This window comes from Glycomyces harbinensis (assembly GCF_900101745.1).
In the GTDB taxonomy this organism is placed as follows: Bacteria; Actinomycetota; Actinomycetes; order Mycobacteriales; family Micromonosporaceae; genus Glycomyces; species Glycomyces harbinensis.
The window spans coordinates 119,683-144,615 of sequence record NZ_FNAD01000005.1; the positions used below are offsets into that span (position 1 = coordinate 119,683).

At 72.2% G+C, this 24,933-nt stretch carries 22 protein-coding genes and 1 tRNA gene; 12 read left to right on the forward strand and 11 right to left on the reverse strand.

Going from position 1 to position 24,933, the window contains the following annotated elements; all coding sequences use genetic code 11:
* Positions 1–19 precede the first annotated feature (19 nt).
* Entirely contained in the window at positions 20–2,182 is a 2,163-nt protein-coding gene (locus BLQ63_RS10455; protein WP_091033144.1) for a carboxypeptidase-like regulatory domain-containing protein, read from the reverse strand.
* Between the two features lie 256 nt (positions 2,183–2,438).
* Here BLQ63_RS10455 and BLQ63_RS10460 point away from each other — a divergent pair, with 256 nt between their 5' ends.
* Positions 2,439–2,798: a sterol carrier family protein gene (locus tag BLQ63_RS10460; RefSeq protein ID WP_091033148.1), complete on the forward strand. Its 360-nt coding sequence runs from the start codon at positions 2,439–2,441 to the stop codon at positions 2,796–2,798.
* Positions 2,799–2,895: 97 nt separating this feature from the next.
* Here the strand turns inward: BLQ63_RS10460 and purL are convergent, their stop codons facing one another.
* From purL to purB, 4 genes are all read right to left on the reverse strand, one after another.
* Positions 2,896–5,175, reverse strand: a complete 2,280-nt coding sequence (gene purL, locus BLQ63_RS10465; RefSeq protein ID WP_091033151.1) for a phosphoribosylformylglycinamidine synthase subunit PurL — start codon at positions 5,173–5,175, stop codon at positions 2,896–2,898.
* Positions 5,172–5,855, reverse strand: coding sequence for a phosphoribosylformylglycinamidine synthase subunit PurQ (gene purQ, locus BLQ63_RS10470; protein WP_091033155.1), 684 nt, complete (start codon positions 5,853–5,855; stop codon positions 5,172–5,174). Before purQ ends, purL begins: the two co-directional genes overlap by 4 nt.
* Positions 5,852–6,097: a phosphoribosylformylglycinamidine synthase subunit PurS gene (gene purS, locus BLQ63_RS10475; protein ID WP_091033159.1), complete on the reverse strand. Its 246-nt coding sequence runs from the start codon at positions 6,095–6,097 to the stop codon at positions 5,852–5,854. The genes purQ and purS overlap by 4 nt, the downstream gene beginning before the upstream one ends.
* A gap of 103 nt (positions 6,098–6,200) precedes the next feature.
* A complete protein-coding gene (gene purB / locus BLQ63_RS10480; RefSeq protein WP_091033163.1) occupies positions 6,201–7,619 on the reverse strand; it encodes an adenylosuccinate lyase in 1,419 nt (472 codons plus the stop codon).
* Positions 7,620–7,957: 338 nt separating this feature from the next.
* Here purB and purD point away from each other — a divergent pair, with 338 nt between their 5' ends.
* Positions 7,958–9,178 carry a phosphoribosylamine--glycine ligase gene (gene purD, locus BLQ63_RS10485; protein WP_091033167.1) on the forward strand — a complete coding sequence of 407 codons (1,221 nt, stop codon included), beginning with the start codon at positions 7,958–7,960 and terminating at the stop codon, positions 9,176–9,178.
* Here purD and BLQ63_RS10490 read toward each other — a convergent pair.
* The gene (locus tag BLQ63_RS10490) at positions 9,145–10,398 is read right to left on the reverse strand and encodes an arginine deiminase (RefSeq protein ID WP_091033170.1); all 1,254 of its coding nucleotides are present in this window, start codon (positions 10,396–10,398) and stop codon (positions 9,145–9,147) included. The genes purD and BLQ63_RS10490 overlap by 34 nt on opposite strands.
* Before the next feature lie 92 nt (positions 10,399–10,490).
* On the opposite strand from BLQ63_RS10490, the gene BLQ63_RS10495 reads away from it, so the two are divergent.
* Positions 10,491–10,952, forward strand: coding sequence for a hypothetical protein (locus BLQ63_RS10495; protein ID WP_143014841.1), 462 nt, complete (start codon positions 10,491–10,493; stop codon positions 10,950–10,952).
* 1 nt (position 10,953) lies between these two features.
* Here the strand turns inward: BLQ63_RS10495 and BLQ63_RS10500 are convergent, their stop codons facing one another.
* Entirely contained in the window at positions 10,954–12,861 is a 1,908-nt protein-coding gene (locus BLQ63_RS10500) for a hypothetical protein (protein ID WP_091033178.1), read from the reverse strand.
* A 250-nt stretch (positions 12,862–13,111) separates the two neighbouring features.
* Entirely contained in the window at positions 13,112–13,279 is a 168-nt protein-coding gene (locus BLQ63_RS28375; RefSeq protein WP_177154873.1) for a hypothetical protein, read from the reverse strand.
* Here BLQ63_RS28375 and BLQ63_RS28380 point away from each other — a divergent pair.
* The 3 genes from BLQ63_RS28380 to BLQ63_RS10515 all read left to right on the forward strand — a co-directional run bounded on the left by BLQ63_RS28380 (position 13,278) and on the right by BLQ63_RS10515 (position 16,954).
* Positions 13,278–14,006, forward strand: coding sequence for an ICP22 family protein (locus BLQ63_RS28380; RefSeq protein ID WP_177154874.1), 729 nt, complete (start codon positions 13,278–13,280; stop codon positions 14,004–14,006). The two genes, BLQ63_RS28375 and BLQ63_RS28380, sit on opposite strands and share 2 nt — an antisense overlap.
* 592 nt (positions 14,007–14,598) lie before the next feature.
* A complete protein-coding gene (locus tag BLQ63_RS10510; RefSeq protein ID WP_091033188.1) occupies positions 14,599–15,579 on the forward strand; it encodes a serine hydrolase in 981 nt (326 codons plus the stop codon).
* A gap of 13 nt (positions 15,580–15,592) precedes the next feature.
* A complete protein-coding gene (locus BLQ63_RS10515; protein ID WP_091033193.1) occupies positions 15,593–16,954 on the forward strand; it encodes an FAD-binding oxidoreductase in 1,362 nt (453 codons plus the stop codon).
* A gap of 355 nt (positions 16,955–17,309) precedes the next feature.
* Here BLQ63_RS10515 and BLQ63_RS10520 read toward each other — a convergent pair whose 3' ends face one another.
* Positions 17,310–18,164, reverse strand: a complete 855-nt coding sequence (locus BLQ63_RS10520; protein ID WP_091033196.1) for an aminotransferase class IV — start codon at positions 18,162–18,164, stop codon at positions 17,310–17,312.
* Positions 18,165–18,225: 61 nt separating this feature from the next.
* On the opposite strand from BLQ63_RS10520, the gene BLQ63_RS10525 reads away from it, so the two are divergent.
* The 6 genes from BLQ63_RS10525 to BLQ63_RS10550 all read left to right on the forward strand — a co-directional run bounded on the left by BLQ63_RS10525 (position 18,226) and on the right by BLQ63_RS10550 (position 22,595).
* Positions 18,226–18,666 carry a Fur family transcriptional regulator gene (locus BLQ63_RS10525; RefSeq protein ID WP_091033201.1) on the forward strand — a complete coding sequence of 147 codons (441 nt, stop codon included), beginning with the start codon at positions 18,226–18,228 and terminating at the stop codon, positions 18,664–18,666.
* A complete protein-coding gene (ygfZ, locus tag BLQ63_RS10530) occupies positions 18,663–19,748 on the forward strand; it encodes a CAF17-like 4Fe-4S cluster assembly/insertion protein YgfZ (RefSeq protein WP_091033204.1) in 1,086 nt (361 codons plus the stop codon). The genes BLQ63_RS10525 and ygfZ overlap by 4 nt, the downstream gene beginning before the upstream one ends.
* Before the next feature lie 21 nt (positions 19,749–19,769).
* Positions 19,770–20,747, forward strand: a complete 978-nt coding sequence (locus BLQ63_RS10535) for an asparaginase (protein ID WP_091033208.1) — start codon at positions 19,770–19,772, stop codon at positions 20,745–20,747.
* Positions 20,748–20,834: 87 nt separating this feature from the next.
* A tRNA-Leu gene (locus BLQ63_RS10540) sits at positions 20,835–20,917 on the forward strand.
* A 197-nt stretch (positions 20,918–21,114) separates the two neighbouring features.
* On the forward strand, positions 21,115–21,747 hold the full coding sequence (locus BLQ63_RS10545; protein ID WP_091033211.1) for a bacterial proteasome activator family protein: 633 nt from the start codon (positions 21,115–21,117) through the stop codon (positions 21,745–21,747).
* Positions 21,748–21,842: 95 nt separating this feature from the next.
* Positions 21,843–22,595 carry a lysophospholipid acyltransferase family protein gene (locus BLQ63_RS10550; protein ID WP_245680933.1) on the forward strand — a complete coding sequence of 251 codons (753 nt, stop codon included), beginning with the start codon at positions 21,843–21,845 and terminating at the stop codon, positions 22,593–22,595.
* A gap of 59 nt (positions 22,596–22,654) precedes the next feature.
* Here BLQ63_RS10550 and BLQ63_RS10555 read toward each other — a convergent pair whose 3' ends face one another.
* Both BLQ63_RS10555 and BLQ63_RS10560 read right to left on the reverse strand, forming a co-directional pair.
* Positions 22,655–23,626 carry a peptidylprolyl isomerase gene (locus BLQ63_RS10555; protein WP_177154875.1) on the reverse strand — a complete coding sequence of 324 codons (972 nt, stop codon included), beginning with the start codon at positions 23,624–23,626 and terminating at the stop codon, positions 22,655–22,657.
* Positions 23,581–24,927 carry an MFS transporter gene (locus BLQ63_RS10560; RefSeq protein WP_091033219.1) on the reverse strand — a complete coding sequence of 449 codons (1,347 nt, stop codon included), beginning with the start codon at positions 24,925–24,927 and terminating at the stop codon, positions 23,581–23,583. Before BLQ63_RS10560 ends, BLQ63_RS10555 begins: the two co-directional genes overlap by 46 nt.
* Positions 24,928–24,933 lie beyond the last annotated feature (6 nt).

Sequence of the window (24,933 nt, forward strand, 5' to 3'; positions counted from 1 at the left end):
CGTTCGCGGTCGGTCCCGGCTACCAGGAGCGGGGGCGGTCGTCCCACTCGCCCCAGCTGCGGCGCTCGGTGCGCCGCGAGTCCGGGTCCTCGTCCTCGCGGGGCTCGCGCTGCTGCTCGCTCCCGTAGGGCGCCGGCGGCTGGGACTGCGACGGGTCGCCGTGCTGCGGCATCGCGCGGGTCGCCCCGTACTCGCCGGTCGGCGGCGCGGGCTGCTCCTGCGGCGCGTACGGGTCCCGGCGCATCGACTGGCTCGGGTACGGGTCGCCCCCGGGCGGCGCGCTCTGCGGCGCGTTCGGCGCCGAGTGCGAGCCGTAGCCCTGCGGCTGGCTCGGCTGGGCACCGTACCCGGCGGGCTGGCTCGGCTGGCCGGGCTGGCTGCCGTACCCGGCAGGCTGGCTCGGCTGACTGCCGTAGCCCGGCGGCTGGCTGGGCTGGTTCGGCTGGGCGCCGTAGCCCTGCGAACCGGGCCCGTACTGCGGCGCGCTCGGCGAGCCGAAACGCTGCTCGGGCTGCGCGGCGGGCGCGTTCGCCGGGTTCTGCGGCTCGAACATCGAACCGGTCGCAGGCGGCGGCGGAGGCGTCGGCGACGGGTGCGGGCGGGTCGCGCCCGGATCGGCCCCGTACGGGCTCACCCCCGGGTGCGGCCTGGTCGCGTTCGGGTCCGCGTACGGATTGGGCGGCGCCGAAGGGCTCGGCGGCGCGGACGCGCCGGGGTGCGGCCGCGTCGCGTTCGGGTCCGCGTACGGGTTCGGCGGGGCCGACGGGCCCGGGTGCGGGCGGGTCGCGCCGGGATCGGCGAACGCGCTCGGCGGGGCCGCCGCGGGCGGCTTCGAGAGGTTCGCCTGCGGCATGATCTGCGTGGCGTCCGACGCGCCCGGTCCGCCGGGCTGCTTGACGACCGGGAGGATCGTGGTCCCGTCCGGGCCGAGGCCCGGTGCGCCGGGTGCGGCGCCGAAACCGGCCTGGGGCATGACCTGCGTGGAGTCCGAGCCGCCGTACGCGGGGCCGAACTGGGTCGGCGCGGCCGGGTTGCCGGGGCCGTCGACGAGGCCGCCGGGGTGGATCATCGTGGGCGCCTCCGAACCGGGCGCGGGCCCGGCCTGGTAGACGCCGGGCGTCCCGACCTGGGCCGCGGTCGGCTGGTGCTCGGGCGGGCCGCCGGGGGTGAAGCTCTCGCCGTCGTCGTCCTTGTCGTCCTTGCCGCCGCGCAGCAGGAACACGATGCCGATGATGCCGCCGACGACCAGCAGGGCGCCGATCACGATGAGGAAGATGAGCGTGCCGGAGATGCCGGTGTCCTTCGGCGGCGGCGCGCTCGTCTCCTCGGCGGGCGTGGGCGCGGCGCTGGTCGGCGGCGCGGAGGACTCCTCGGCCTCGACCTTCGTGAGCGTCACGTTCCGGTTGAACGTGGTCGAGCCCTCGTTGACCGAGAACTCCTCGGTCTTCTCCTCGAACCCGTCCTTGGTGATGACCATCGTCATGTCGCCGGGGGCGATCGGGTTCGAGCCGTCGCCGGTGAACTCGTAGCCGCCGTCGCCGCCGGTCTCGGTCTCGTGCTCGCCGCCCTCGCCGTCGGTGAGGACGAGCTTCGCGCCCTCGACCGGCTCGGCGTTCGAGGAGACGGTGCCGCTGATCGAGGTGATCGAGGCGGAAGCCGTGCCCCAGACGGTCACGGACGTCTGGGTCGCGCCGCCGGGGAACTCGACGTTGAGCGCGCCGGTCTGGGACTGCCCGTCGGGGAGGTCGGCCTCGCCCATCGGGGAGACGATGAACTGGACCTGGCGCATCTCGCCCGAGGTCATGCCCGCGCACTTGACGGAGCTGTCGCCGCTCGCCTCGCACCCGCCGCCCACGCTGACGTAGGCGAGGTTGTCGAGGCCGGCGACGCTCGCCTTGATCTCGGCGTCCTTGGGGCCCGTGCCCGGGGGGAAGACGGCCGTCACGTCGACGACGACCGTGGCGGTCGCACCGCCGATCTCCAACTGCGGGTCGTGGCCCTGGGTTATCGCGGCGGTGAAGTCGCCCTGCGCCATCGCTGCCTGCGGGAACGTCAGCATGCCGAGCAGAGCGCCGACCACGACCGCGAGGCCGGAGAGGCGCCTCGGCAGCCCACCCCCGACCCTCCGCCGGGCCCGCGGGACGCTAGTCTGGGTCCCGCCCGGTTCGGCAGCTACGGTCATCTACATCCCCTCCTGGGCATGTGCCATCCAGCGCTCACTCGCGGCGTCTGCCACGGGCGGGCACGACGAACCCACGGAAGCGGGCCGTCGTCGCCACTATGCCTGGTCTCAATTCGGTTACGGGACCGGGGGGCGCGCGGCGCGGTGTACGGCGCGGCGCATGCGTTCGGTCCCTCGCTCGCTCCTGAGCAGGCCCGTTCGGCAACGGGCCGTATCGGGCAGTCTAACGTGGTTCGGAGGTTTCCCCGTGGACGCTGTGGCCGACGCCATCGCCGCGATCGACAATGACGAGGCTCCCGATCGGGAGACGCTCAAGGCCGCGGTGCGCGAACTGCTCAAGGCCCTGGCGGACAACGCCCCGGGTCATTCGGTGGAAGTGCGGGTGCCGCCGTACGGCGCGGTGCAGTGCGTCGAGGGGCCCCGGCACCGCCGGGGGACGCCGCCGAACGTCATCGAGTGCGCGCCGCTGGTGTTCCTCGAACTGGGTACGGGCCGCCTCGGCTTCGCGGCCGCCGTCGCCGCCGGGAAGGTCGCGGCCTCGGGCCAGCGGGCCGACCTGTCCGAGCACCTGCCGCTGGCCGGGCCCCACGGCGAAGATCTGGACGGGAACGCGTAGGGGCCGCCGGTCCCCGCCCGCTTCCCACACCTCTTTATATGCGCGCGAAGCCGCCCCGGCCATTTCGGCCGGGGCGGCTTCGTCGTCTCGCTCGGTGCTACTCGCCCAGGCGGGATCCGATGCGGCCCTTCCAGGCCGCTTCGAGGTCGCCGCGGGTGAGGTCGAAGTGGTCCCTCAGGTGCAGGCCGTCGGTGTTCGCGTCGGTGACGCCCAGCGGCGTGATCGGCAGGCCGCGCTGCTCGCACGCGGTGCGCACGGCGAGTTCCTGGCCGCGCGGGATGACCACGAGCACCCGCCCGGAGGACTCCGAGAACAGGTACGTGAACGGGTCGGCGCCCTCGGGCAGGAGGATCTGCGCGCCGAGGCCGGAGTGGCAGATGGCCTCCACGAGGGCCTGGGCGAGCCCGCCTTCGGAGAGGTCGTGGGCGGCGGCGAGCTGCTCGGTCCCGGCGAGGCGCCCGAGGAGTTCGGCGAGCTTCATCTCGTGGTCGAGGTCGACCTTCGGCGGGACGCCGCCGAGGTGGCCGTGCTTGACCTGCGCCCACTCCGAGCCCGAGAGCTCTTCGAGGGTGGTGCCGATGAGCGCGATGGTGTCCCCGGTCCGGCCCAGTCCCAGCGGGATGCGGCGCGCGACGTCGTCGATCACGCCGAGCACGCCGATGACGGGCGTCGGGTGGATCGCCTCGCGGCCGGTCTGGTTGTAGAAGGACACGTTGCCGCCGGTGACGGGGATGCCGAGCTTCTGGCAGCCGTCGGCGATGCCGGTGACGGCCCGCTCGAACTGCCACATGACGTGCGGGTCCTCGGGGGAGCCGAAGTTGAGGCAGTCGGAGACGGCGATCGGGGTCGCGCCGGTGACGGCGACGTTCCGGTACGCCTCGGCGAGCGCGAGCTGCGCCCCGTGGTACGGGTCGAGCCGCGCGAAGCGGCCGTTGCCGTCCAGGGAGATCGCGATGCCGACGCCGGTGCGCTCGTCCAGGCGGATCACGCCCGCGTCGTGCGGGGCGCCCAGGACGGTGTTGCCGAACACCGAGGAGTCGTACTGCTCGGTGATCCAGGACTTGTCGCACAGGTTGGGGCTGGCGGCCATGTCGAGGACGGTCTGGCGGATCTCCTCGTCGGTGGCGGGGCGCGGCAGCGTCTCGGCGCGGTCCACGGCGATGAGCCCGAGGTCGTTCGGCTCGGTGAAGGGCCGGTTGTAGACCGGGCCCTCGTCGGCGAGCGACTTCGGGGGGACGTCGACGACGGTCTGGCCGTGGAAGTCGACGACGAGGCGGCCGGTGCCGGTGACGGTGCCGATCGCGGTGGCGAGCAGGCCCCAGCGGCGGGATCGGGCGAGGACCTCTTCGGCCTTGGCCGGGTCGACGATGAGGAGCATCCGCTCCTGCGACTCGGAGGCGAGGATGTCCTGCGGCTCCATGCCCTCGGCGCGCAGGGGCACGAGTTCGAGGTCGACGTGCATGCCGCCGTCGCCGGCCGCCGCGGTCTCGGACAGGGCGCAGGTCAGGCCCGCGCCGCCGAGGTCCTGGACGCCGACGACGAGGCCCGCGTCGAACAGTTCGAGGCACACCTCGATGAGCAGCTTCTCGGTGAACGGGTCGCCGACCTGCACGCTCGGGCGCGCGTCGCCCTCGCCCGACTCCGAGAAGGTCGCGGAGGCGAGGACGGAGACGCCGCCGATGCCGTCGCGGCCGGTCTTGGCGCCGAGGAGGATCACGATGTTGCCCGTGCCGCTGGCCTGCATCGACTGGAGGCGCGAGCGCGGCATGACGCCGACGCTCAACGCGTTGACCAGCGGATTGCCCTGGTAGCACGGGTCGAAGTAGGTTTCGCCGCCGATGTTGGGCAGGCCCACGCAGTTGCCGTAGTGGCCGATGCCGTCGACGACGCCCGGGAGGACCCGGGCGGTGTCGGGGTGGTCGATGGCGCCGAACCGCAGCGAGTCCATGACCGCGATCGGGCGGGCGCCCATCGCGATGATGTCGCGGATGATGCCGCCCACGCCCGTGGCCGCGCCCTGCTTGGGCTCGACGTACGACGGGTGGTTGTGCGACTCGACCTTGAACGTGACGGCGATGTGGTCGTCGATGGCGACGACGCCGGCGTTCTCGCCGATCCCGGCCAGCAGGCGCGGGGTCCGCGGGTTCTTCTCGCCGAACTGGCGCAGGTGCACCTTGCTCGACTTGTACGAGCAGTGCTCGGACCACATGATCGAGTACATGGCGAGCTCGGACTGGGTCGGGCGGCGGCCGAGGACCTCGCGGATGCGCTGGTACTCGTCCTCCTTGAGGCCCAGTTCGGCCCAGGGCTGCTTCTCGTCGGGGGTCGCGTCGGCGACGCCGACGGTGTCCACGGCGACGTTCAGGTCACGGGTCATCGACGCACTCCCTCACTGAGGTGGGCCAGGACGGAGGCGACTATGCCGAGGCCGTCGGTGGACGGCCCGGTGAGCGCCTCGACGGCGTGTTCGGGGTGGGGCATGAGGCCGACGACGTTCCCGGCCTCGTTGGTCACCCCGGCGATGTCGCGCATCGAGCCGTTCGGGTTGTCGAGGTAGCGGAAGACCACGCGGCCCTCGCCCTCCAGGCGGTCGAGGACCGCCTCGTCGGCCACGTAGCGGCCCTCGCCGTGCTTGGCGGGGAAGACGACCTCGTTGCCGGGCTCGTACAGGCGGGTCCAGGCGGTCCGGTCGGTCTCCACGCGCAGGCGCGCGGGGCGGTTGCGGTAGCGCAGGTGGGCGTTGCGCACCAGGGCCCCCGGCAGCAGGTGCGATTCGCACAGCATCTGGAAGCCGTTGCAGACCCCGATCACGGGCATCCCCTGGCCGGCGGCCGCCTTGACCGTGTCCATCACCTGCGAGAAGCGGGCGATGGCGCCGCACCGGAGGGCGTCGCCGTAGGAGAAGCCCCCGGGCAGCCACACGCCGTCGACCCCGTGGATCTGGGCGTCGTCGTGCCACAGGGCGACCGGCTCGGCCCCGGCCAGGTGCACCGCGCGGGCGGCGTCCCGGTCGTCGAGCGAGCCGGGGAAGGTCACGATCCCGATGCGTGCGGTCATGCCGCCTCGATCGAGACGGTGAAGCTCTCGATGACGGGGTTGGCCAGGAGCTGGTCGGCGATCACTCGCGACTGCTCCTCGACGTTCTGGGCGTTCTGGTCGAACTCGATCTCGACGCGCTTGCCGATCCGAACCGACGCGACGTCGTTGACGCCGAGGCGGGGCAGCGCTCCGAGGACGGCCTCACCCTGGGGGTCGAGGATTTCGGACTTCAGCATCACGTCGACCACTACACGGGCCACGGTCGCACTCCTGTCGGTCACATGGACGGGACAGGGCAAGCATATTCATCTGCCGTGACCTGGGCCAGCGCCGCGCGGCGCGAACAGTGCCAAGTCACAGCGGTCAGAGGATGCCGCCGGGCCGGTACGCGGCCGCTTCGGGGTGCGCTTTCGCCGCCGCCGTCACCCTTTCGGTGACACGGTCGACCTGATCGCCTGCGGCACCGGTGAATTCACCCGTATTCGCGACGAGGGCGTCCAGGCCGGCCCGGTCCAGGGGCAGTCGCGGGTCGGCGGCGAGGCGGTCGAAGAGGTCGTTCTCGCGCAGGCCCTCCTCGCGCATGGCGCGGGCGACGGCGACGGCGTGCTCCTTGATGGCCTCGTGCGCGTCCTCGCGGCCGGCGCCCTGCTTGACGGCCTCCATGAGGACCTTTGTGGAGGTCAGGAAGGGGAGGTAGCGGTCGAGTTCGGCGTCGATGACGGCCGGGTAGGCCCCGAAGTTGTCGAGGACGGTGAGGAACGTCTCATATAGGCCGTCGACGGCGTAGCAGAGGTCGGGGAGCGCGACGCGGCGGACGACCGAGCAGGACACGTCGCCCTCGTTCCACTGGTCGCCGGCGAGTTCCCCGAGCATGGCCGCGTAGCCGCGGGCGACGACGGCGAGGCCGTTGACGCGCTCGGAGGAGCGGGTGTTCATCTTGTGCGGCATGGCGGACGAGCCGACCTGGCCGGGCGCGAAGCCCTCGGTGGCGAGCTCGGCGCCAGCCATGAGGCGGATGGTGAGCGCGGTCGAGGAGGGCGCGGCGACGGCCTGCACGAGCGCGGTGCCGACCTCGTAGTCGAGCGAGCGCGGGTAGACCTGGCCGACGGAGTCCATGACGCGCTCGAAGCCGAGGTGGGCGGCGATGCGCGACTCGAGTTCGGCGAGTCGGGCGGTGTCGCCGTCGAAGAGGTCGAGCATGTCCTGGGCGGTGCCGACCGGGCCCTTGATCCCCCGGAGGGGGTACCGCTCGAGGAGGTCCTCGATGCGGTCGTAGGCGGCGAGGAGTTCCTCGGCCCAGGTCGCGAAGCGCTTCCCGAGGGTGGTGGCCTGGGCGGGGACGTTGTGGCTGCGGCCGGTCATGGCGAGGTCGCGGTACTGGGCGGCGCGGGCCGCGAGGCGCACGAGGGCGGCGACGGTGCGATCGCGGACCAGTTCGAGGGACTGGCGGACCTGCATCTGCTCGACGTTCTCGGTGAGGTCGCGGCTGGTCATGCCCTTGTGGATGTGCTGGTGGCCGGCGAGGGCGGAGAACTCCTCGATGCGGGCCTTGACGTCGTGGAGGGTGGTGCGCTCGCGCTCGGCGATGGAGGCGAGGTCGACCTGGTCGACGACGGCCTCGTAGGCCTCGACGACGCCCTCGGGCACGGTGACGCCCAGCTCCTGCTGGGCCTTGAGCACGGCGATCCACAGCCGGCGCTCGGCCTTGATCTTCCCGACGGGGTCCCAGATGCCCCGCATCTGGGCGGAGGCGTAACGCTCGGCGAGCACATTGGCAGTCACGGGGCAATGATGACACCCATGCTTGCCAGCAAGAAACGCGAGTAGTCCAGGTCAGGGACTCGTTCACAGCCGGACCCGCCGAAGTCATGCTCGCGAGCAATGCCGGTCGGAGAAGGCTCAAGGCGAACAACATCCCACTCCTACCATCCCAAACCCCCACCCACCACGGGGAAAGGTAGGGCCAGCGTCCTGCGCGGGTGCGACAGGATCCGCCGCCCGCGGCCCGCGTGTCGCCCGAAAGCGTGAGGGCACGCGATCGGGGCTCGCGGACCGCCCAGTAATCGGAACCACTCGGCGTGGCGGTGAACCAGCACGTAGCGGCCCCGTAAACTAGCGGTGTGCGAGTACTCCTGATCGGCTCCGGCGGCCGCGAGCACGCCCTCGCGGCGGCGCTGGCTTCGGACGAATCCGTCACCAAGCTCATCTGCGCCCCCGGCAACCCGGGCATGGCCGCGCTCGGCGAGTGCGTCCCGGTGAACCAGACCGACCCGGCCGCCGTCGCCTCGCTGGCGGTGACCTCCGCCGCCGACCTCGTGATCGTCGGGCCCGAGGCGCCGCTCGTGGCGGGCGTCGCCGACGCGGTCCGCGCCAAGGGCATCCCCGTCTACGGTCCCAGCGGCGAGGCCGCCCGGATCGAGGGCTCCAAGGCGTTCGCCAAGGAGATCATGGCCGCCGCGGGCGTGCCGACCGCCGCCGCGCGCGTCTGCCGCACCCGCGAGGAGGCCGAGGCCGCGCTCGACGAGTTCGGCGCGCCCTACGTCGTCAAGGACGACGGCCTCGCCGCCGGCAAGGGCGTCATCGTCACCGAGGACCGCGAGCAGGCGCTCGCCCACGCGGTCGACTGCGAGCGCGTCGTCATCGAGGAGTACCTCGACGGCCCCGAGGTCTCCGTGTTCGTCGTCAGCGACGGCAAGACCGCGAAGGCGATGCTCCCGGCCCAGGACTTCAAGCGCATCGGCGAGGACGGCACCGGCCCCAACACCGGCGGCATGGGCGCCTACTGCCCGCTGCCGTGGGCCCCGGACGACCTGGTCGCAGAGGTCATGGAGCGCGTGGCCCAGCCGACGCTGGCCGAGCTGGCCGGGCGCGGCATCCCGTTCGTCGGCACCCTGTACTGCGGGCTGGCCCTGACCGCCAAGGGCCTCAAGGTCGTCGAGTTCAACGCGCGCTTCGGCGACCCGGAGATCCAGGCGGTCCTCGCGCTCATGGAGACCCCGCTGGGCGAGCTGCTCCTCGCGGCCGCGACCGGCAGGCTCGCCGACGTCGGCTCCCTGTGGTGGCGCGAGGGCGCCGCCGTGTGCGTCGTGGTCGCCAACGAGGGCTACCCGGGCACCACGGTGACCGGCCGGCCGCTCTACGGCGCCGACGAGGACGGGGTGTTCCACGCCGGGACGGCCCTGGACGCGTCGGGCCAGCTCATCGCGACGGGCGGCCGCGTGCTCGGCTGCGTCGGCACCGGCAAGTCGGTCGCGCAGGCCCGCCAGGAGGCGTACGCGCTCGCCGAGGGCGTCAAGCTCGAAGGCGGCTACTTCCGCCGCGACATCGCCGCGAACATCTGAGACGCCGCGAGGCCGTCTCGCATGGACGGGCAGGACATGCACCGGGGGCCTCCCCGGCCGCTGCCGAGTTCGGAGCCGGGGATGGTGAGGACCTTGATCCCGGCGCGCTCGAGGCGGGCGTTGGTGACCGTGTTGCGCTCGTAGGCGACCGCCAGTCCGGGCGCGAGGGCGAGGGTGTTGTTGCCGTCGTCCCACTGCTCGCGTTCGGCCGTGACCACGTCGCGCTCGCCGGTGTGGATGATCTCGATGCGGTCGACCCCGATCGCTTCGGCCGCCGCGTCGAGGAACCGCCTGGGGCCCTTGATGTCGAGGCTCGCGCCGCCGTCGCGGCTGGAGAGCGTGAACGCCTCCAGGCGCTGCTCGGCAGGGGCGTACATGACCATGCGGTCGCGGTCGACCATGGTGCAGACGGTGTCCAGGTGCATCGTGGCCCGGCGCTGCGCGATCGGGACCACGAGCACGGTGTGGATCTTCCCGTGCTCGAACGCCTTGCGCGCCAAGCGCTCGGCGCCCGCGGGGGTGGTGCGCTCGCCGACGCCGACGGCGAGCACGCCCGGCGCGAGGGCCAGTACGTCGCCGCCTTCGAGGTGCTCGAGCGAGGGGTCGTAGAGCTTCGGCACGGCGGCGAAGCGCGGGTGGTGGTGGTAGATGATGCCCGTCAGCGTGGTCTCGCGGCGGCGCGCGGGCATCGCGAGGCTGGTCACGGCGACCGCGTCGCCGACCCACACCGAGGAGTCGCGCGTGAACATCATGTTCGGCAGCGGGTCGATCACGAAGTCGGTGGGCCGCATCATCTTGTGCCGCAAGGAGCTCGAGGTGCCGAACTCCTCCTTGGTGAGGCCTTCGATGAGGACCGCCGCGAGGCGCTCGGGCTCCAGGTCGGCCAGGTACGCGGCGAGCTCGTGGCGGAGGGTCTGGCCCAGGCGCGGGTCGGCGGTGACCGAGACGGTGACGGCCTCGCGGGCCTCGGGCAGCTCGAAGCACTCGCTGAGCAGCGCGGCGACGTACAGGACCTCGACGCCGTGCTCGAGCAGCGTGCCCGCGAACCGGTCGTGCTCGGCCTGCGCCCGCTCGACCCAGGGGATGCCGTCGAACAGCAGCGCGCCGGTGTTCCGCGGTGTCAGGCGGCGCAGTTCCCCGCCCGGGCGGTGGAGCATGACGCTGCGAAGGCGTCCCACCTCGGAGTCGACTCCGTAGGCGGGCGCGTCGTTGGCACTCATGACCTGAGGGTAGACGCGCGGGGGACGAAGATCAACTTTTCTCTGTTAACGTGGACAGACTGAGCGTTACGACTACCCCCGGGAACGCCCAATTGACGCAACTCGAACTGGTCATACCGCTACGGGCCACCGCGCCCGGACCCAACGGCAGGGGACTTGATCCGGCGCTGTCCACCTGGCGCGCCGCGGTGACGGCCAGCGCCGACGCGTGCCTGCTGCTGGCGGCCGACACGCGGATCGTGGCGATCTCGCTGGAAGCGCGGCACATCCTCGGCCTCGCGCGCGACGTGGACGCGGTCATGCCGCGCTTTCTCGATGCGGGCCTTCGCTTCCTGGACTTCTCGGCGGGCGCGCACCCGCTCGTGGACTCGGAGCTGGCGCGGCTCGCGCCCGTGCAGGCGCTCCAGACCGACGCGCTGGAGCGCAGCCTGATGCGCATCGACCACCGCGGCGTGCACCGGACGTTCGACGTGACGGCCTCGCCGCTGCACTCGCCGCCGCGCCTGGACGCGGTGGGGTCGCTGGCGTTCTTCACGCCGATGGGCCCGGCGTGACTCAGTCGGCGTTCAGGTCGTAGACGACCGCGGTGTCGGTGCGTTCGACCTCCACGCCGAACGGCTCCGCCTCGGTGTCGAGGTCCGACCAGTCGCTGCCGGGCAGTGAGCCCGGGAGGACCACCACGGTCTCGATGCCCGCCTCGCGCAGCGACTCGATCGCCTCGTCGCTGGGGAAGCCCTGCGACATCGAGCGCAGGCCCGCCTGCTCGTCGGGCGTGAACGCCGCGACGCCGTTGGCGACCTCCACGAATCCGTCGGTGCTCCAGTACTGCACTTTCGTGTCGCCGCCGCCCGAGGGCAGGAACAGCACGGGGCCCTCCAGTGCGGACATGTCGACCGGCGCTTCGGGCACCGGCGCGTAGGGGGCGACGGTCAGGCCCTCCCACAGGACGAGGCCGATCGGCAGGAACAGGAGGGCGTGGACGCGCCTGGGCGCCTTCACTTTCAGGCGCTTGTCGATGCGGGCGGCGTGCGCGACCGCGTCGGCCTCGTCGGCGATCCGGGTGAGCGTTCCGGCCGCGAGGACCGCGAGGATCAGCGTCAGGTAGATCGCCAGTCGCCCGGGCGTGCGGATCGCGTCCCAGCCGGGGGCGTACTCGTACAGGGGCGCCCACGCCCACGCGCCCTGGTCGAGGAAGTTGGGGCCCATGCTGACGGCGAAGACGGCGGCGGCGCCGAGGGCGAGCCAGAAGCGCTGCCGGCCGGTCCAGCACGACCACACCAGGCCCGCGACGGCGAGCGCGACGAGCGTGAAGCCGACCAGGAGCGCCTGCTCGGGCGCCCAGGTCAGGTCCGCGCGGGCCGCCTCGTGCGCCGCGCCCCACACGCGCGACTCCTCCGGGGCGATGATGAAGCTCTGCCAGGTGGGGCTGAACCAGCTGATGTAGTCGGCGTCGCGGACCGCCTCGGGGTAGGCGCGGGCGACCACGGCGTGCTTGTCGGCGATCCACAGGACGCCGAGGCTGAACACGACGCCGCCGACGCCGTCCGCGGCGAGGGTCCGCCAGCGCAGGCGCGGGCGCAGGGCGAGCCAGTGCAGGCCCACGACCACGCCGACGCCCAGGAGCAGGTAGACGAACGGGATGCCGAGTCCGGCGCCGATCGAGAACTGCCACAGGGCGGTGAGCCATCCGGCGAGGATCCAGCCGGGCCGCTGGCGTTCGGCCTTGAATCCGCCGCGCAGGGACCAGCCGTGGCCGCGCGCGAGCATGGCCAGCGCGAGGGCGATGCCGCCCATGGAGAGCACCTGGAGGTGTCCGGCCTGGCCGAGTTTCCAGGGGGCGTAGGCGAACGCGGCGGCGGCGACGGCCGATCCGGCGACGCGGGCGCCGAGCTGGCGCAGGAGGGCGTAGGCGCCGAGGAAGGCGAGGGCGAACGTCCCGATGTACAGGAGGTTGTAGACCACGAGGGCGCTCTGGGGCCCGGTGATGAACAGCGCGAAGGGCGCGTAGCCCAGGAGCGTGTCGGTGAAGAGGTAGGCGTCGGTGAGGGGCCAGAAGCTGTTGGTGTCCCAGATCCCGGCGGGGTTCTCGCGCAGGGCGTGGCCGACCCAGCCGAGGATGTAGGTGAGCAGCAGCGGGTCGCCGGTGTCGTGGGGGATGACGTCGTCGAGGTCTTTGGCGAGGGGCCAGGTCATGGCGACGGCGAGGAGGACGCTGAAGAGTCCGGCGAGGGTCCATTCCGAGCGGGCGCCGCGGCGCAGCGCGCGGCCGGTGCGGCGCCAGCGTCCGGGCGGGGCGGTCTCGGGGCCGGGCGCGGCGTCGTCGTCTTCCGAGGCGGCGGCGAAGCGCTGCCAGCGCTCGTGGTCCTCGGCCGGTGCCGGGGCGGCCGCGTCCTCGGTGCCGGGCGCGGGGGCCCCGTCGTCGGGCTCGCGCCCGTCCTGGGGTTCGGTTGCGGTGATCGCCATGGGGTTCTCGCGGTCTCCCTCGGTGCTGTCTGGGCCACATCCTACGGACGGTCGCTTCGCTCCATACGGGCGCATGAGGGCGGTCGGGCGGGGTGTCGGGGCGAATTCCCGGCGGGCGGGGCCGTCACCTTTCCGCCGCCGGTTCGTTGAACGGGGTTGAGACCTGATTCGCGCGACACCTCGGGTCGGCACCCGTACGAAGACGCAGTTGGAGATACGCAGGCATGGGAAGACACACAACGAAGCTCGGTCACCAGTCCCGGGCCCAGACGCGTCCTCCGCTGCCGTACCCGGTGAACGACGGCCGGGTGGCGCCGGTGATCCAGGAGGCGATGGACCGCCGGTCGAAGCGGCGGCGCTCGCGCCTGGCGGCGATCTCGGCGGCCTCGATGCTCGCGGTCGGCGGTGCCGCCGGCATGAGCATCGCCACGGCCGAGGAGCCGGAGGCGGGCAGCGGCGGTGAGATCGTGTTCAGCGGCGACTGCGGGACGCTCGGCCTGGTGTCGGCGTCGTCGGCCCCGGACTCGTCCGAGGTGACGGTGGAGCAGGGCTCGCAGGTCAGCTACCGCAACGATCTGGGCACGGCCGCCGAACTGTACGTGGGCGACGAGGTCTACGACATCGACTCGGGCGCCGCGGTGGTGTTCGCGATGAACCGTTCGGCCGAGGTCGCGATGGTCCCGACCTGCCACGGCCTGTTCGCCGAGTACGAGTCGGCGCAGGTGCTGGTGGTCGAGGCGCAGTCGGAGGAGGAGGACGGGTCGGGTTCCCAGGAGCCGGATTCGCACGAGCTTCCGGCGGTCGACGAGGACGGGGCCGAGCCGGCCTCGGACCCGCAGGACCACGGCACGGGCGAGGGCACGGCCCGGCAGGGTCCCGACGCGGACGCCGCCGAGGACGAGCCCGGGGCCGACGCCGAGGAGGCCCCCGAGGACGAGGTGAACGCGTTCGGCCCGCCTCCGGGCACGGAGGAGGACCCCGGCGCGGGCGGGGAGCCCGCCGTCGAGGGCGAGGTCGTGGCGGTCGACCCGAAGGCGGTGGCCGACGGCGCGAACGGCCTGCTGGCCCTGGTCGCGATCATCTGCCTGGTGGGTGTGGCCGCCGCGGTGGCGCGCACCCTGCTCAAGCAGCGGGCGACGGCATGACGGCCCTCGCCCCGCAGTCCCCGGCGCCGCAGGCGGCCGCCGCGTCCGGTTCCGCGCATGGCACGCCGGCCTGGTCCGGCGGGCGGGTGCGCAACCGGCGCGACCGGCAGCGGGCGGCCCGGTGTTTCGCCGGTCCGGAGCCGGCCCGCGCCGCGCGCGCTGCGCGGTCGCGGCGACCGGAGTCCAAGGCGCCGTCGGGGCCCGCGCGAGCGGTGCCCTTCGCGGCGGTGCCCGGAGCCTCACTCGGGTTCGGCATGGCGGAGTCTCCGTGAGGCACTGCGGCTCGGGCAATCGTTGATGGTCATTTCCTCCCCAGGTCCCACTCCGAGAGCCCGGACCAGTGCCTCACGGCCCCGTCCGATCGAAGACTGCTGAGCGGCGCCCGTCCCTGTGACGGGCGCTTCGGCGTTGGCGGGCGCCGGCCCTGCGAGGGATGATGGAGGGAGCAGGGTCCGCGGGCGCGTGACCACCAGTGATGCGCAACCGTTACCGAACTCTCGATTGACCCTGCTTGTGATCGCTTCGGTGTCTGCTTTAGCGTGGGCCGCAGCACTTCGTCCGCGTCCTCGCATTGAAGATCGGGTTCCCATCTGTGAGCTCCAAGCACGCCTCCTCCTCGCGACGGCTCTGGCCTTATCTCGCCGTGCCGGCCCTCGCCGTGCTCGTCGCGGCGACGATCTTCCTCACCAATTCCGCCCGGGACGACGGCGGGGAGGGCGGCGGCGCCGAGGAGAGCCTGCCCGGTTCGCAGGCCGACGACTCGGAGCTGTCCGACTCGTCCATGCAGCCCTCCGAGGAGCAGCTGCGCCAGGCCGCCCAGGAGCAGTTGCAGACCGACCTCGACCAGGCCGTGGGCGAGTTCATCGCCGGTCTGGACGACGAGAACTTCTACGCCTCCGTCGCGGTCGACGACGGCGAGTTCCAGCTCGACTACGAGGGCGACGTCCAGTACGACACGGCCTCGATCGTCAAGGTCGAGATCCTCACGATGATGCTGGAGCACTACGGCACGCTCGGCGAGGTGCCGGACTGGGTCATGGACTCGGCCGAGCTGATGATCCGCAACTCGGACAACGACGCGACGAACGACGTGCTGTACGGCGGGACGTTCGACGACGGGCACGCCGCGATCGCCCAGGCGCACATCGACTTCGGGCTGGAGAACACGAACCCGAACGAGACCGAGCAGTGGGGCAAGACGCAGACGACCGCGATCGACCAGCTGCGAGTGCTCGAACTCGCGCTGTACGAGGAGGGCGGGGTGCTCGACGCCGAGCAGGTCGAGTACGCGCGCTCGCTCATGGGCGACCTCGCCGACTTCCAGGAGTGGGGCGTCTCGGCGGCGGCGCACGACGGCGAGACCGTGTGGATGAAGAACGGCTGGGACACCCGGGACGTCATGGGCGGGGAGTGGGTCGTCAACTCGATCGGCGTCATCGCCGGCGACACCGACCAGCCGATCGAGATCGCGATCATGACCGGCGGTTCGGCCTCGGACGCCGAGGGCATCGAGCGGGTCGAGGAGCTCGCGGAGATCATCCGCACCGTGGTCGACACCGATCCTTACGCTTGATTACCCTCGCGGGATGAGCGATCTGATCTCCGCGCTGAGCGAGGCCGGTCTCGAACCCGTGACCGATGCCGACATCCTGGCCGCGCACTCGGTGGACCACGCCGGGCTCGTGCCGCCCGGGCGCGCCGCGGTCCTGGTGCGGGCGAGGTCGACCGAGACGGTCAGCGCGACCGTGCGGATCGCCGCCGAGTACGGCGCCCCCGTCGTGGCCCAAGGGGCCCGCACCGGGCTCGCCGGTTCGGCCACGGCCGTCGACGGCGCGGTCCTGCTCGACCTCTCCGGGATGGACGCGATCGTGTCGGTCGACCCGGTCAACCGGCTCGCGGTCTGCCAGCCGGGCGTCCTCAACGCCGCGATCTCCGCCGCCGCAGCCGAATTCGGGCTGCGCTACAGCCCCGACCCCGGCTCCTGGCAGATCTCCACCATCGGCGGGAACATCGCCACCGGCGCCGGCGGCATGTGCTGCGTCAAGTACGGCACCACCCCCGAATACGTGCTCGGCCTCGAAGTCGTGCTCGCCTCCGGGGAGGTCATGCGGTGCGGGCGCCGGACCGCGAAAGGCGTCGCCGGGTACGACCTGGTGCGCCTGTTCTGCGGTTCCGAGGGGACCCTGGGGATCATCACCGAAGCGACCGTGAAGCTCTCACCGGTCCCGGCCGAGCGGCTCACGCTCGCCGCGGTCTTCGGCACCACCGCGGACGCCGGGCGCGCCGTCACCGCGATCATGGCCTCCGGCGCGCAGCCGAGCCTGCTCGAACTCATCGACAACACCCACCTGCGGGCCCTCGAAGCCCTGCGGCCCATGGGGTTGCCCGTCGAAGCGGCCGCGCTGCTGCTCGTCGGCGCCGACGCGAACCCGAACGAGGAGCTGACCGCGATCGAGGCGCTCTGCCGCGGCGCCGGCGCCTCGGAGGTCTACCGGGCCACCGACGCCGAGGAGGCCGACGCGCTCCTGGAGTCGCGGCGCAGCGCCTACCACGCGATGGAGCGGCTCGGGACGGTCCTGGTCGACGACGTGGCCGTGCCGCGCTCGCGCCTGGCCGAAGCGCTCGACGGCGTCCAGGCCGCCGCGGCCAGGCACGGCGTCGTGATCGGCGTGATCGCCCACGCCGGGGACGGCAACCTCCACCCGAACATCATCGTGCACCCCGAGGACCCCGCGTCCCTCGCCGCCGGGAAGGCCGCGTTCGACGAGATCCTGGAGATGGCACTCGCCATGGGCGGCACCATCACCGGCGAACACGGCGTCGGCATGCTCAAACGCGATTGGCTCGCAAAGGAACTCGACCCGGTCAATCTCGCGGTGCAGCGCCGGATCAAAGAGGCGCTCGACCCGCTCGGCATCCTCAACCCCGGCAAGGTCCTCGCAGGCTGAACCGGGCGCGGCGCCCTTGGCGAGTGCGGAAGCAGTGGGAGCGGAGTACGAGGTCCATTGGTACCGATACGGTTTCGTGTCGGTCCTGTGACACATTAATGGGGCCGCAGCGCTTGCCCATTCGCTGCGGCCCCGATAAAGTGGAGGAGCTCCACTTTTCATTGGCACCAGTAGGGCTGTGCCCGATTGCCCTTACTGGTTTTGTGCCCCCGGATTGTTCCGTGCCTCCCGGAAGACTGCCCATGTCCGTCCGTTTGGCTTGTCGGCGTGACCGGAACACTCATTACTATGAGGACCGTCTCTGAACGTGGCCTGTGCCGAGCCTGGGAAGAACCTGGGAAACGATATTCAACCGTTACGAAGGCACCGCGAAGCCCGCGAGTTTGTCCAGCTCAGCCGTGATGTCAGGCCGCTGCGCGACCGGCTCCCCGTCGATCTGGGTGATGAAGGCCACACCACGGACCGAGGAGCTGAGCCACGCGGCCTCCGCGTTCTTCAAGTCCCCCACCGAGATCAGGCGCTCGGCCGTCTTCAGCCCGGCCTTCGGCGCCTGCTCCAGCAGGTACGCGCTCGTGGTCCCCGGGAGGATCCCCGACGAGGTCGGCGTGGTGCACAGGGTCTCCCCCTCAAGCCACAGGAGCGAGGACGTCGGGCCCTCCAGCGCGAAGCCGTCGGCCGAGACCCACAGGGCGTCGTCCGCGCCCTGCGTCTTCGCCCACCGGGTCACGGCCATCATCGACGCGTACGACAGCGCCTTCACGCCGCCTAGAAGCCACGGGGCTTCACCCCGCGCGTCGGCATTCACCCCCAGGGTCGCCGTGGCGACCTTCAGGCCGTCGCGCCGCGGCAGGATCCGCTCGCGCGGCACCGGGTCCACCGTCGCGTAGACGGTGAGCGGCCCGCCGTGCTCGCGGCCCCGCGTGGCGACCAGGCGCAGAGCGCCCTCGCCCTCGGCCCGCTCGCGCCAGGCCTCCAGGGCCTGCTCGGCCAGGAGGGCCATGTCCGCCTTCGCGGGCAGCTCGAACTCCATGCGCCGCGCGGAGTTCGCCATGCGGTCGAGGTGCTCGGAGAGCAGGAAGGCCTGCCCGTCGCGGATGTTGATGGTCTCGAAGACGCCGTCGCCCCGGAGGACTCCGAGGTCGTCGGCGCACAGGAGCGGCGCGTCGGAGTCGACGACGCCGCGGTGCAGTACTGCGGTGACTAGTGCCATGGCCTCATTCTGCCCCTCGGAGCATGCGCCCGGTCCAGGGCGGGCGCAGTACGATGCACTCATGCCCACCGAAGCCGAGGCCGAGACCGAGCTCGCCGCGGTGCTGCGCTCCAAGGGGCTGCGCATGACGGCGCAGCGCCAACTCGTCCTGGAGGCGGTCCGCGAACTCGGGCACGCCACGCCCGAGCAGATCCACGAGCGCATCCGCGGCCAGGTCGAAGGCGTGAACATCACCACCGTCTACCGCACCCTCGACCTGCTCGAAGAACTCCAGCTGGTCTCCCACACCCACCTCTCCCACGGCGCCCCCACCTACCACCTGTCCGGCGACAGGGGCCACGCCCACCTGGTGTGCCACCGCTGCGGCCGGATCACCGAAGTCGAGCCCGCCATGTTCGCGAACGCGCGCGAGGAAGTCGCGGACGCCACCGGTTTCGTCATGGACGTCGGCCACGTCGCCGTCTTCGGAACCTGCGCCGAATGCCTGGAGAAGCACGAATGACCGAGAACACACCGTCCCCGCTGCTGGGCGCCCCCGGCGCCGTCGCCACCGAGAGCGGGCGCACCGCCTGGCACTACGGCGGCCCGCTCACCGAGCAGCGCACGGCCATGGACCCCGCCGCGGGCACCCTCTTCGACCGCTCCGACCGCGACGTCATCTCGGTCGCCGGCCCCCAGCGCCTCGAATGGCTCCACTCGCTCACCACCCAGCACCTCACGAGCCTCAAGCCCCACCAGGGCACCGAGACGCTCGTCCTCTCCCCCACCGGCCGCATCGAGCACCACGCGAACGTCTACGACGACGGCGAGACCACCTGGCTCGACACCGAGCCCGGCCGCGGCGAGGCCCTCCTCAAATACCTCGAGCTCATGAAGTTCCGCACCGAGGTCGACATCCGCGACGCCTCCGGCGAATGGGCCCTGATGACCTACGTCGGCAAGGACACCGGCGAGCACCCCGGCGCCGACGACTTCGCCAAGGGCCCGGTGAGCCAGCCCGTCCCGATCGCGAAGTTCGCCTCCAAGGACCTCCTCGCCGTCCCCACCACCGTCAACCCCGGCGTCGCCCTGCCCCGCGCGGGGTGGCTGCGCCGCACCGACGCGCTGCGCCGCCCCACCTTCGACCAGCTCGTCCCCCGCGACGGCATCGGCAACGCGCTCACCGAGGACGAACCGGTCCCCTTCGCCGGCACCTGGGCCTACAACGCCCTGCGCGTGGCCGCGAAGCTCCCCGCGTTCGGCGTCGACACCGACGAGCGGACCGTCCCGCACGAGGTCGCCCACTGGCTCGCCGCCGCCGTGCACCTCGACAAGGGCTGCTACCGGGGCCAGGAGACCGTCGCGAAGGTCCACCACCTCGGCCAGCCGCCCCGGCGCCTCGTCATGCTCCACCTCGACGGCACCGTCGAGCAGCCGCCCGCCACCGGCACCCCGGTAACCTTGGACGGCAAGGAGATCGGCTTCATCGGCACCGCCGTCCAGCACTTTGAGCTGGGGCAGATCGCGCTCGCCATGATCAAGCGCTCGGTCGCCGCCGACCCCGACGCGGATCTCATCGCGGGCGATCAGGCCGCGCGGCAATAACGACGGGATTAGCCTCGCGGTATGACAGCTTCCTACCGCGGCGGCGAACTCGTCGCAGAGATCTGCCGGTCCGGCTTCACCGAGAGCCTCCACCGGGGCAGCGTCGCCGTGACCGACCCCGCCGGGCACCGCGTCGCCGCGATCGGCGACGCCGACCACCCGGTCTTCCCCCGGTCCTCCAACAAGCCCATGCAGGCCCTCGCCATGCTCCGCGCCGGATGGGAGCCCGCCTCCGAGGCCGACCTGGCCATCGCGGGCGCCAGCCACCGCGGCGAACCGGTCCACCTCGAGCGCGTCCGCTCCGTGCTCGGCCACGCCGGACTCGGCGAGGAGCACCTCCAGTGCCCGCCCGACCTCCCCGGCGACCCCGACGCCCGCAACGCGGTCGTCGCCGCGGGCGAAGGGCCCCGGCGCCTGTACATGAACTGCTCGGGCAAGCACTCGGGGATGCTCGCCGCCTGCGCCGCCGCCGGCTGGGACCCGGGCGCCTACCGCGACCCCGAGCACCCGCTCCAGCGGCTCATCACCGCCACCGTCGAGGAGCTCACCGGCGAGAGCGTCGGCGCGGTCGGCGTCGACGGCTGCGGCGCGCCCGTCCTGGCCGTCTCCCTCACCGGCCTCGCCCGCGCGTTCTCGCGCCTGGTCGAGGCCCCCGAGGGGACCCCGGAGCGACGCGTCGCCGACGCCATGCGCGCCAACCCGATCCTCGTCGACGGCACCCGCGGCCCCGACCACCGCATGATGGCCGCCCTGCCCGGGCTGCTCGCCAAGGGCGGCGCCGAAGGCGTCCACGTGATCGCCGCCCCCGGCGTCGGCGCCGCGGCCGTGAAGATCGACGACGGCGGCGGTCGGGCCTCCACGCCCGTCGCACTGCGCGCGCTCACCACCGTCGGCGGGCTCGCCGTCCCCGAGGGCGCCAAGCCCGAGGTCGACGCGCTCCTGTGGCCGGAGGTCCACGGCGGCGACCAGCCGGTCGGGCGCCTGCGCACGCTCCTGTGAGTGTCCTAGGACTCAAGCGGGGCAATACCCCGTTGTAGTGCGGAACCGAAGCACGGTAATATCGTCGCGTCGCAAGTACTGACACTCGCGCGAGTGGCGGAATGGCAGACGCGCTGGCTTCAGGTGCCAGTGTCCGTAAGGACGTGGGGGTTCAAGTCCCCCCTCGCGCACAGGCAGGGCCCGATGGTTTCGACCACCGGGCTCTTGTGCTATCCCGGCCCCTTCCCTCCGGCCGAATCGCGACCGGGAACACCCCTCCGGTCTCCCGCGTTAGGCTCAGGGAAGAGGACCGGAACCGGCATCACCGCGGGGCCAGGGGAGTCCCGCCACGACGGTGCATCGAAACGACAGTGGGGCCACAGCGACCATGAGCAAAGCGAACACCGACCCGGAGCAGGACGGCTACGACGAGCGGGACGGCGAGGACGATGAACTGCTCATCGTCGACGCCGAAGGGAACCCGGTCACGCTGGCCGAGGCGGCCGCCGCCGCGACCAAGGACCGGGACGAGGACCGCTACGAGTCCGACCCGACCAAGCTGGTCCCCGAGCCGGCCAAGGTCATGCGCATCGGCTCGATGATCAAGCAGCTCCTCGAGGAGGTCCGCGGCGCCGAACTCGACGACAAGGGCCGCCAGCGCCTGCGGGACATACACGCCCGCTCCATCACCGAGCTCGAGACCGGGCTCGCGCCGGAGCTGCGCGACGAGCTGGAGCGGCTCTCGCTCCCGTTCAGCGCCGACGAGATCCCGTCCGAGGCCGAGCTGCGGATAGCGCAGGCGCAGCTGGTGGGCTGGCTCGAGGGGCTGTTCCACGGCATCCAGGCGGCGCTGGTCGCGCAGCAGATGGCCGCGCGGCTGCAGCTCGACCAGATGCGCTCGGGCGAATTGAAGGCGCTGACCGCGGGTGGGGAGGATCTCCCTCCGCAGCTGCGGGCCGTGATGGCCGAGCGCGCCGCGCGCGGTGACGATGCCGACCACAGTCCCGGTCAGTACCTGTAGCCGTCGCGAATGCCTTAGACTCGGCCCTGCCTTCCTGGCGGGGCCGCTCGCCTTTTCCCGGCAGCGTATGGCTCGCGGGTTTCGCCAGGAGCGGTTTGCGAGCCATAATTGGCTGCAACCCGACCCTCCCGCCGCCGGGTGAGACCACTGGAGAGCTGAAGACCGTGCTGTACAAGACGCTGCAATGGACGGCCGCTCCGACCATCAAACTCATCTACCGGCCGTGGATCGACGGGAAAGAGAACATCCCCGAGACCGGTCCGGTGATCCTGGCGTCCAACCACCTCTCCGTGGCCGACCACTACTTCCTGGGCCTGACGACCAAGCGGCACATCGCGACGATGGCGAAGATCGAGTACTTCACGGGCGCGGGGCTCAAGGGCAAGCTCATCTCCTCGACCGTGAAGGCGCTCGGCCAGGTGGCCGTGGACCGCTCGGGCGGGCGCAAGTCCGCCGCGTCGCTGGAGCCGTCGCTGGAGGTCTTGGAGGAGGGCCGGGTGTTCGCGATCTTCCCCGAGGGGACGCGTTCGCCCGACGGGCGCCTGTACCGGGGCAAGCCGGGCGTGGCGCGGCTGGCGCTGACCTCGGGTGCGCCGGTGGTGCCGATCGGGCTGATCGGCACCGAGAAGGTCCTGCCGATCGGCGAGTCGCGCCCGCGCGTGGCGCCGGTGGGCGTGCGCGTGGGCAAGCCCCTCGACTTCGCGCGCTACAAGGGCATGGAGAACGACCGGGTGGTGATCCGGGCGGTGACCGACGAGGTGATGGACGCGATCCGGCGCCTGACGGGCCAGGAGTACGTCGACAAGTACGCGAAGCGGGCCGGCTCGTCCAAGGAGGGCGAGGACTGATCCTCCCGCCCGCTCGGCGGGTGTGCGGCCCGGTGCGGTGCACCGGGCTTTTCGCGTTCCTACCGGGTGGGGGTCTCGCCGGGCGTGCTCGTCGCCGTGCCGATCGCGGTCGGGTCGGCGGTGGGCGCGGCGGTGCCGGTGGTGCCCGCGGCGGTGGGGGTGTTCTCGCCGACGGTGTCGGGCCCGGTGGGCAGGTCGCCGAGGTCGGTGACGGTGACGCCCCAGACCTCGACGGGCACGGGCGGGACGTCGTCGTAGGCGACGGTGGTGGAGAGTGCCGCGATCTGGTCGAGGACCTCGTATCCGTCGACGATGCCGCCGATGACGCTGACGCCGGCGGTCGGTATCGCCGCGCCGCGGATGAGGGCGAAGGCGCTGCCGGCGCGGCCGCGGTCGTCGGTGACGAGCGCGAGCACGTCGGCGACGTCGTTGCCGGCCATGCCGGTCTCGGCCTGGAAGCGCCAGCCGGGGCCGTAGGTCTCGTCGGTCTCCTCCTCGGCGGCCGGGTCGAGTCCGGGGCTGCCGCAGCGCAGGATCGCGGTCGGGTCGACCGACTGCGTGGTGAGCCGGTCGCACGCGTGCGAGGCGTAGAAGCCGGTCTGGGCCAGGTGGGTGAAGGCCTCGACGCCGCAGGGGGCGAGGTCGCCCCAGAGCAGGACGGCGATGTCGCCGTAGTTGGTCTGGACGGTGGCGATGGAGCGCTCGGCGGGAGCGCCGGGCTCCATCGGGTCGACGCCGCCGGCGTCCTCGTCGGCCTCGGTGATGTTGCACCGCGCGGAGATGACCTCGCCGAGGTCCTCGGGGGCGGGGTCGTCGTCGCGGAAGGCGAGCCAGGCGACCGCGCTGATCGATCCGGCGGTGAGGAGGACGGCGCCCAGTCCGGCGAGGCCGCGCTTCCAAGAGCTGCCGCCCTCGCGCTGCCAGGGGGCGGTGCCGCGGTAGGGGTCGGCGGCGACGGGGCTGGACTCGTATCCGGCACCGCTTCCTAGGCGCTCGTGCTCGGTCTCGCTCCGGGGGCGGCTGGGCTCCATGAATGTGAATCGTACGGTGCGTCGTCTCGCGCGAGGTAGGCGTATCCGACGCATATCAGGCCGTAGGAGAGGGCGACGCCGACGAGGGTGCCGGGGGCGTAGCCGTCCCTGGGGACGACCAGGGCCGCGGCGAACAGGCCCGCGAGGTAGCCGACGTTGTAGACGGTGTCGTTGACGCTGAAGACGCGGCCGCGGTAGGCGTCCTCGACGCTGCGCTGGATGCTCGTGTCGACGGTGATCTTGACGCCCTGGGAGGCGATGTTGACCAGCAGGACCGCGACGGCGAACATGACCGGTTCCATGGTCCCGGCCAGGGCGGCGACGACGACCGCGCACAGGGCCATGAGGACGACGGTCCAGTTCTTGGGGCCCCACGCGCGGGTGGCGCGGGGCGTGCTGAGGGCGGCGGCGAGCACGCCGATGTTGCCGAGGACGGCGAGCACCAGGAGCCAGGAGATCGTGGTCCTGCGGGTCGGGTCGGATTCGAGGTCCCAGAAGAAGCCCATGAACAGGGCGATCGCGATGATGAACACGATGCCGTACAGGAACCGGTGCAGCCCTTGGACGGCCATCACCAGGGCCGGGCCCCTGCGGCGGCCGAGGTGCTTGAACCCCTCCCACATGCCCTTGTTGGTCGCGGCGAGACCCTGCCACAGGCCGCCTCCCGACGCGTCCTCGACCGGGCCGAGGTCGCCGCGGCGAAACGACGCCGAGACGATGAACGCCGAGGCGAGGTAGCCGCATCCGGCCGCGAGCGCGAGCATCGAGTACGAGATGTTCGAGTCCACGAGCTTGGCGACGCCGGTGGTGGCGAGGCCGAGGCCGTAGGCGAGGGCGCCGAGGGTGGAGGCGAGGGAGTTCGCGGTGACCAGGTCGCCGGGGGGCACGACCTGGGGGTGGCAGGCGCCGAGTCCGGCGAGCACGAACCGGTTGGCGGCCAGGACCACCATCGCGCACAGGACCCACGTCCAGTTGAAGCCGCCGGCGAGGGTGAGGGCGATGACGATCATGAGGGCGGCCCGCGCGAGGTTCGCGCCGCCGATGAGGTTGCGGCGGCTGAAGCGGTCCAGGACGGTGCCGACGTAGGGGCCCAGCAGCGAGTAGGGGCCCAGGAGGAGGGCGACGGCGGCGGCGTACCGGAACGGGTCGGAGGCCTCGCCGAGGGCGGGGTTGAAGAACACCGACAGCGCGAGCGAGGCCTGGAACATGCCGTCGGCGGCCTGGGAGGTGAGCCGCACGGCGAGCAGGTGCCGGAAGCGGCGGTTGCCCGCGAGGCTGCGAACGTGCCCGTCGGTGCGCATCGTCCG

Coding starts and splice junctions, on each gene's coding strand:
- BLQ63_RS10455 (WP_091033144.1), bottom strand. CDS start 2,182: ATGACCGTAGCTGCCGAACCGGGCGGGACCCAGACTAGCGTCCCGCGG.
- BLQ63_RS10520 (WP_091033196.1), bottom strand. CDS start 18,164: ATGGCACTAGTCACCGCAGTACTGCACCGCGGCGTCGTCGACTCCGAC.
- purQ (WP_091033155.1), bottom strand. CDS start 5,855: ATGACCGCACGCATCGGGATCGTGACCTTCCCCGGCTCGCTCGACGAC.
- ygfZ (WP_091033204.1), top strand. CDS start 18,663: ATGACCGAGAACACACCGTCCCCGCTGCTGGGCGCCCCCGGCGCCGTC.
- BLQ63_RS28380 (WP_177154874.1), top strand. CDS start 13,278: ATGAGCATCGCCACGGCCGAGGAGCCGGAGGCGGGCAGCGGCGGTGAG.
- BLQ63_RS10490 (WP_091033170.1), bottom strand. CDS start 10,398: ATGAGTGCCAACGACGCGCCCGCCTACGGAGTCGACTCCGAGGTGGGA.
- purL (WP_091033151.1), bottom strand. CDS start 5,175: ATGACCCGTGACCTGAACGTCGCCGTGGACACCGTCGGCGTCGCCGAC.
- BLQ63_RS10535 (WP_091033208.1), top strand. CDS start 19,770: ATGACAGCTTCCTACCGCGGCGGCGAACTCGTCGCAGAGATCTGCCGG.
- BLQ63_RS10500 (WP_091033178.1), bottom strand. CDS start 12,861: ATGGCGATCACCGCAACCGAACCCCAGGACGGGCGCGAGCCCGACGAC.
- BLQ63_RS10555 (WP_177154875.1), bottom strand. CDS start 23,626: ATGGAGCCCAGCCGCCCCCGGAGCGAGACCGAGCACGAGCGCCTAGGA.
- BLQ63_RS28375 (WP_177154873.1), bottom strand. CDS start 13,279: ATGCCGGCGGCACCGCCGACCGCGAGCATCGAGGCCGCCGAGATCGCC.
- BLQ63_RS10560 (WP_091033219.1), bottom strand. CDS start 24,927: ATGCGCACCGACGGGCACGTTCGCAGCCTCGCGGGCAACCGCCGCTTC.
- BLQ63_RS10525 (WP_091033201.1), top strand. CDS start 18,226: ATGCCCACCGAAGCCGAGGCCGAGACCGAGCTCGCCGCGGTGCTGCGC.
- BLQ63_RS10545 (WP_091033211.1), top strand. CDS start 21,115: ATGAGCAAAGCGAACACCGACCCGGAGCAGGACGGCTACGACGAGCGG.
- BLQ63_RS10515 (WP_091033193.1), top strand. CDS start 15,593: ATGAGCGATCTGATCTCCGCGCTGAGCGAGGCCGGTCTCGAACCCGTG.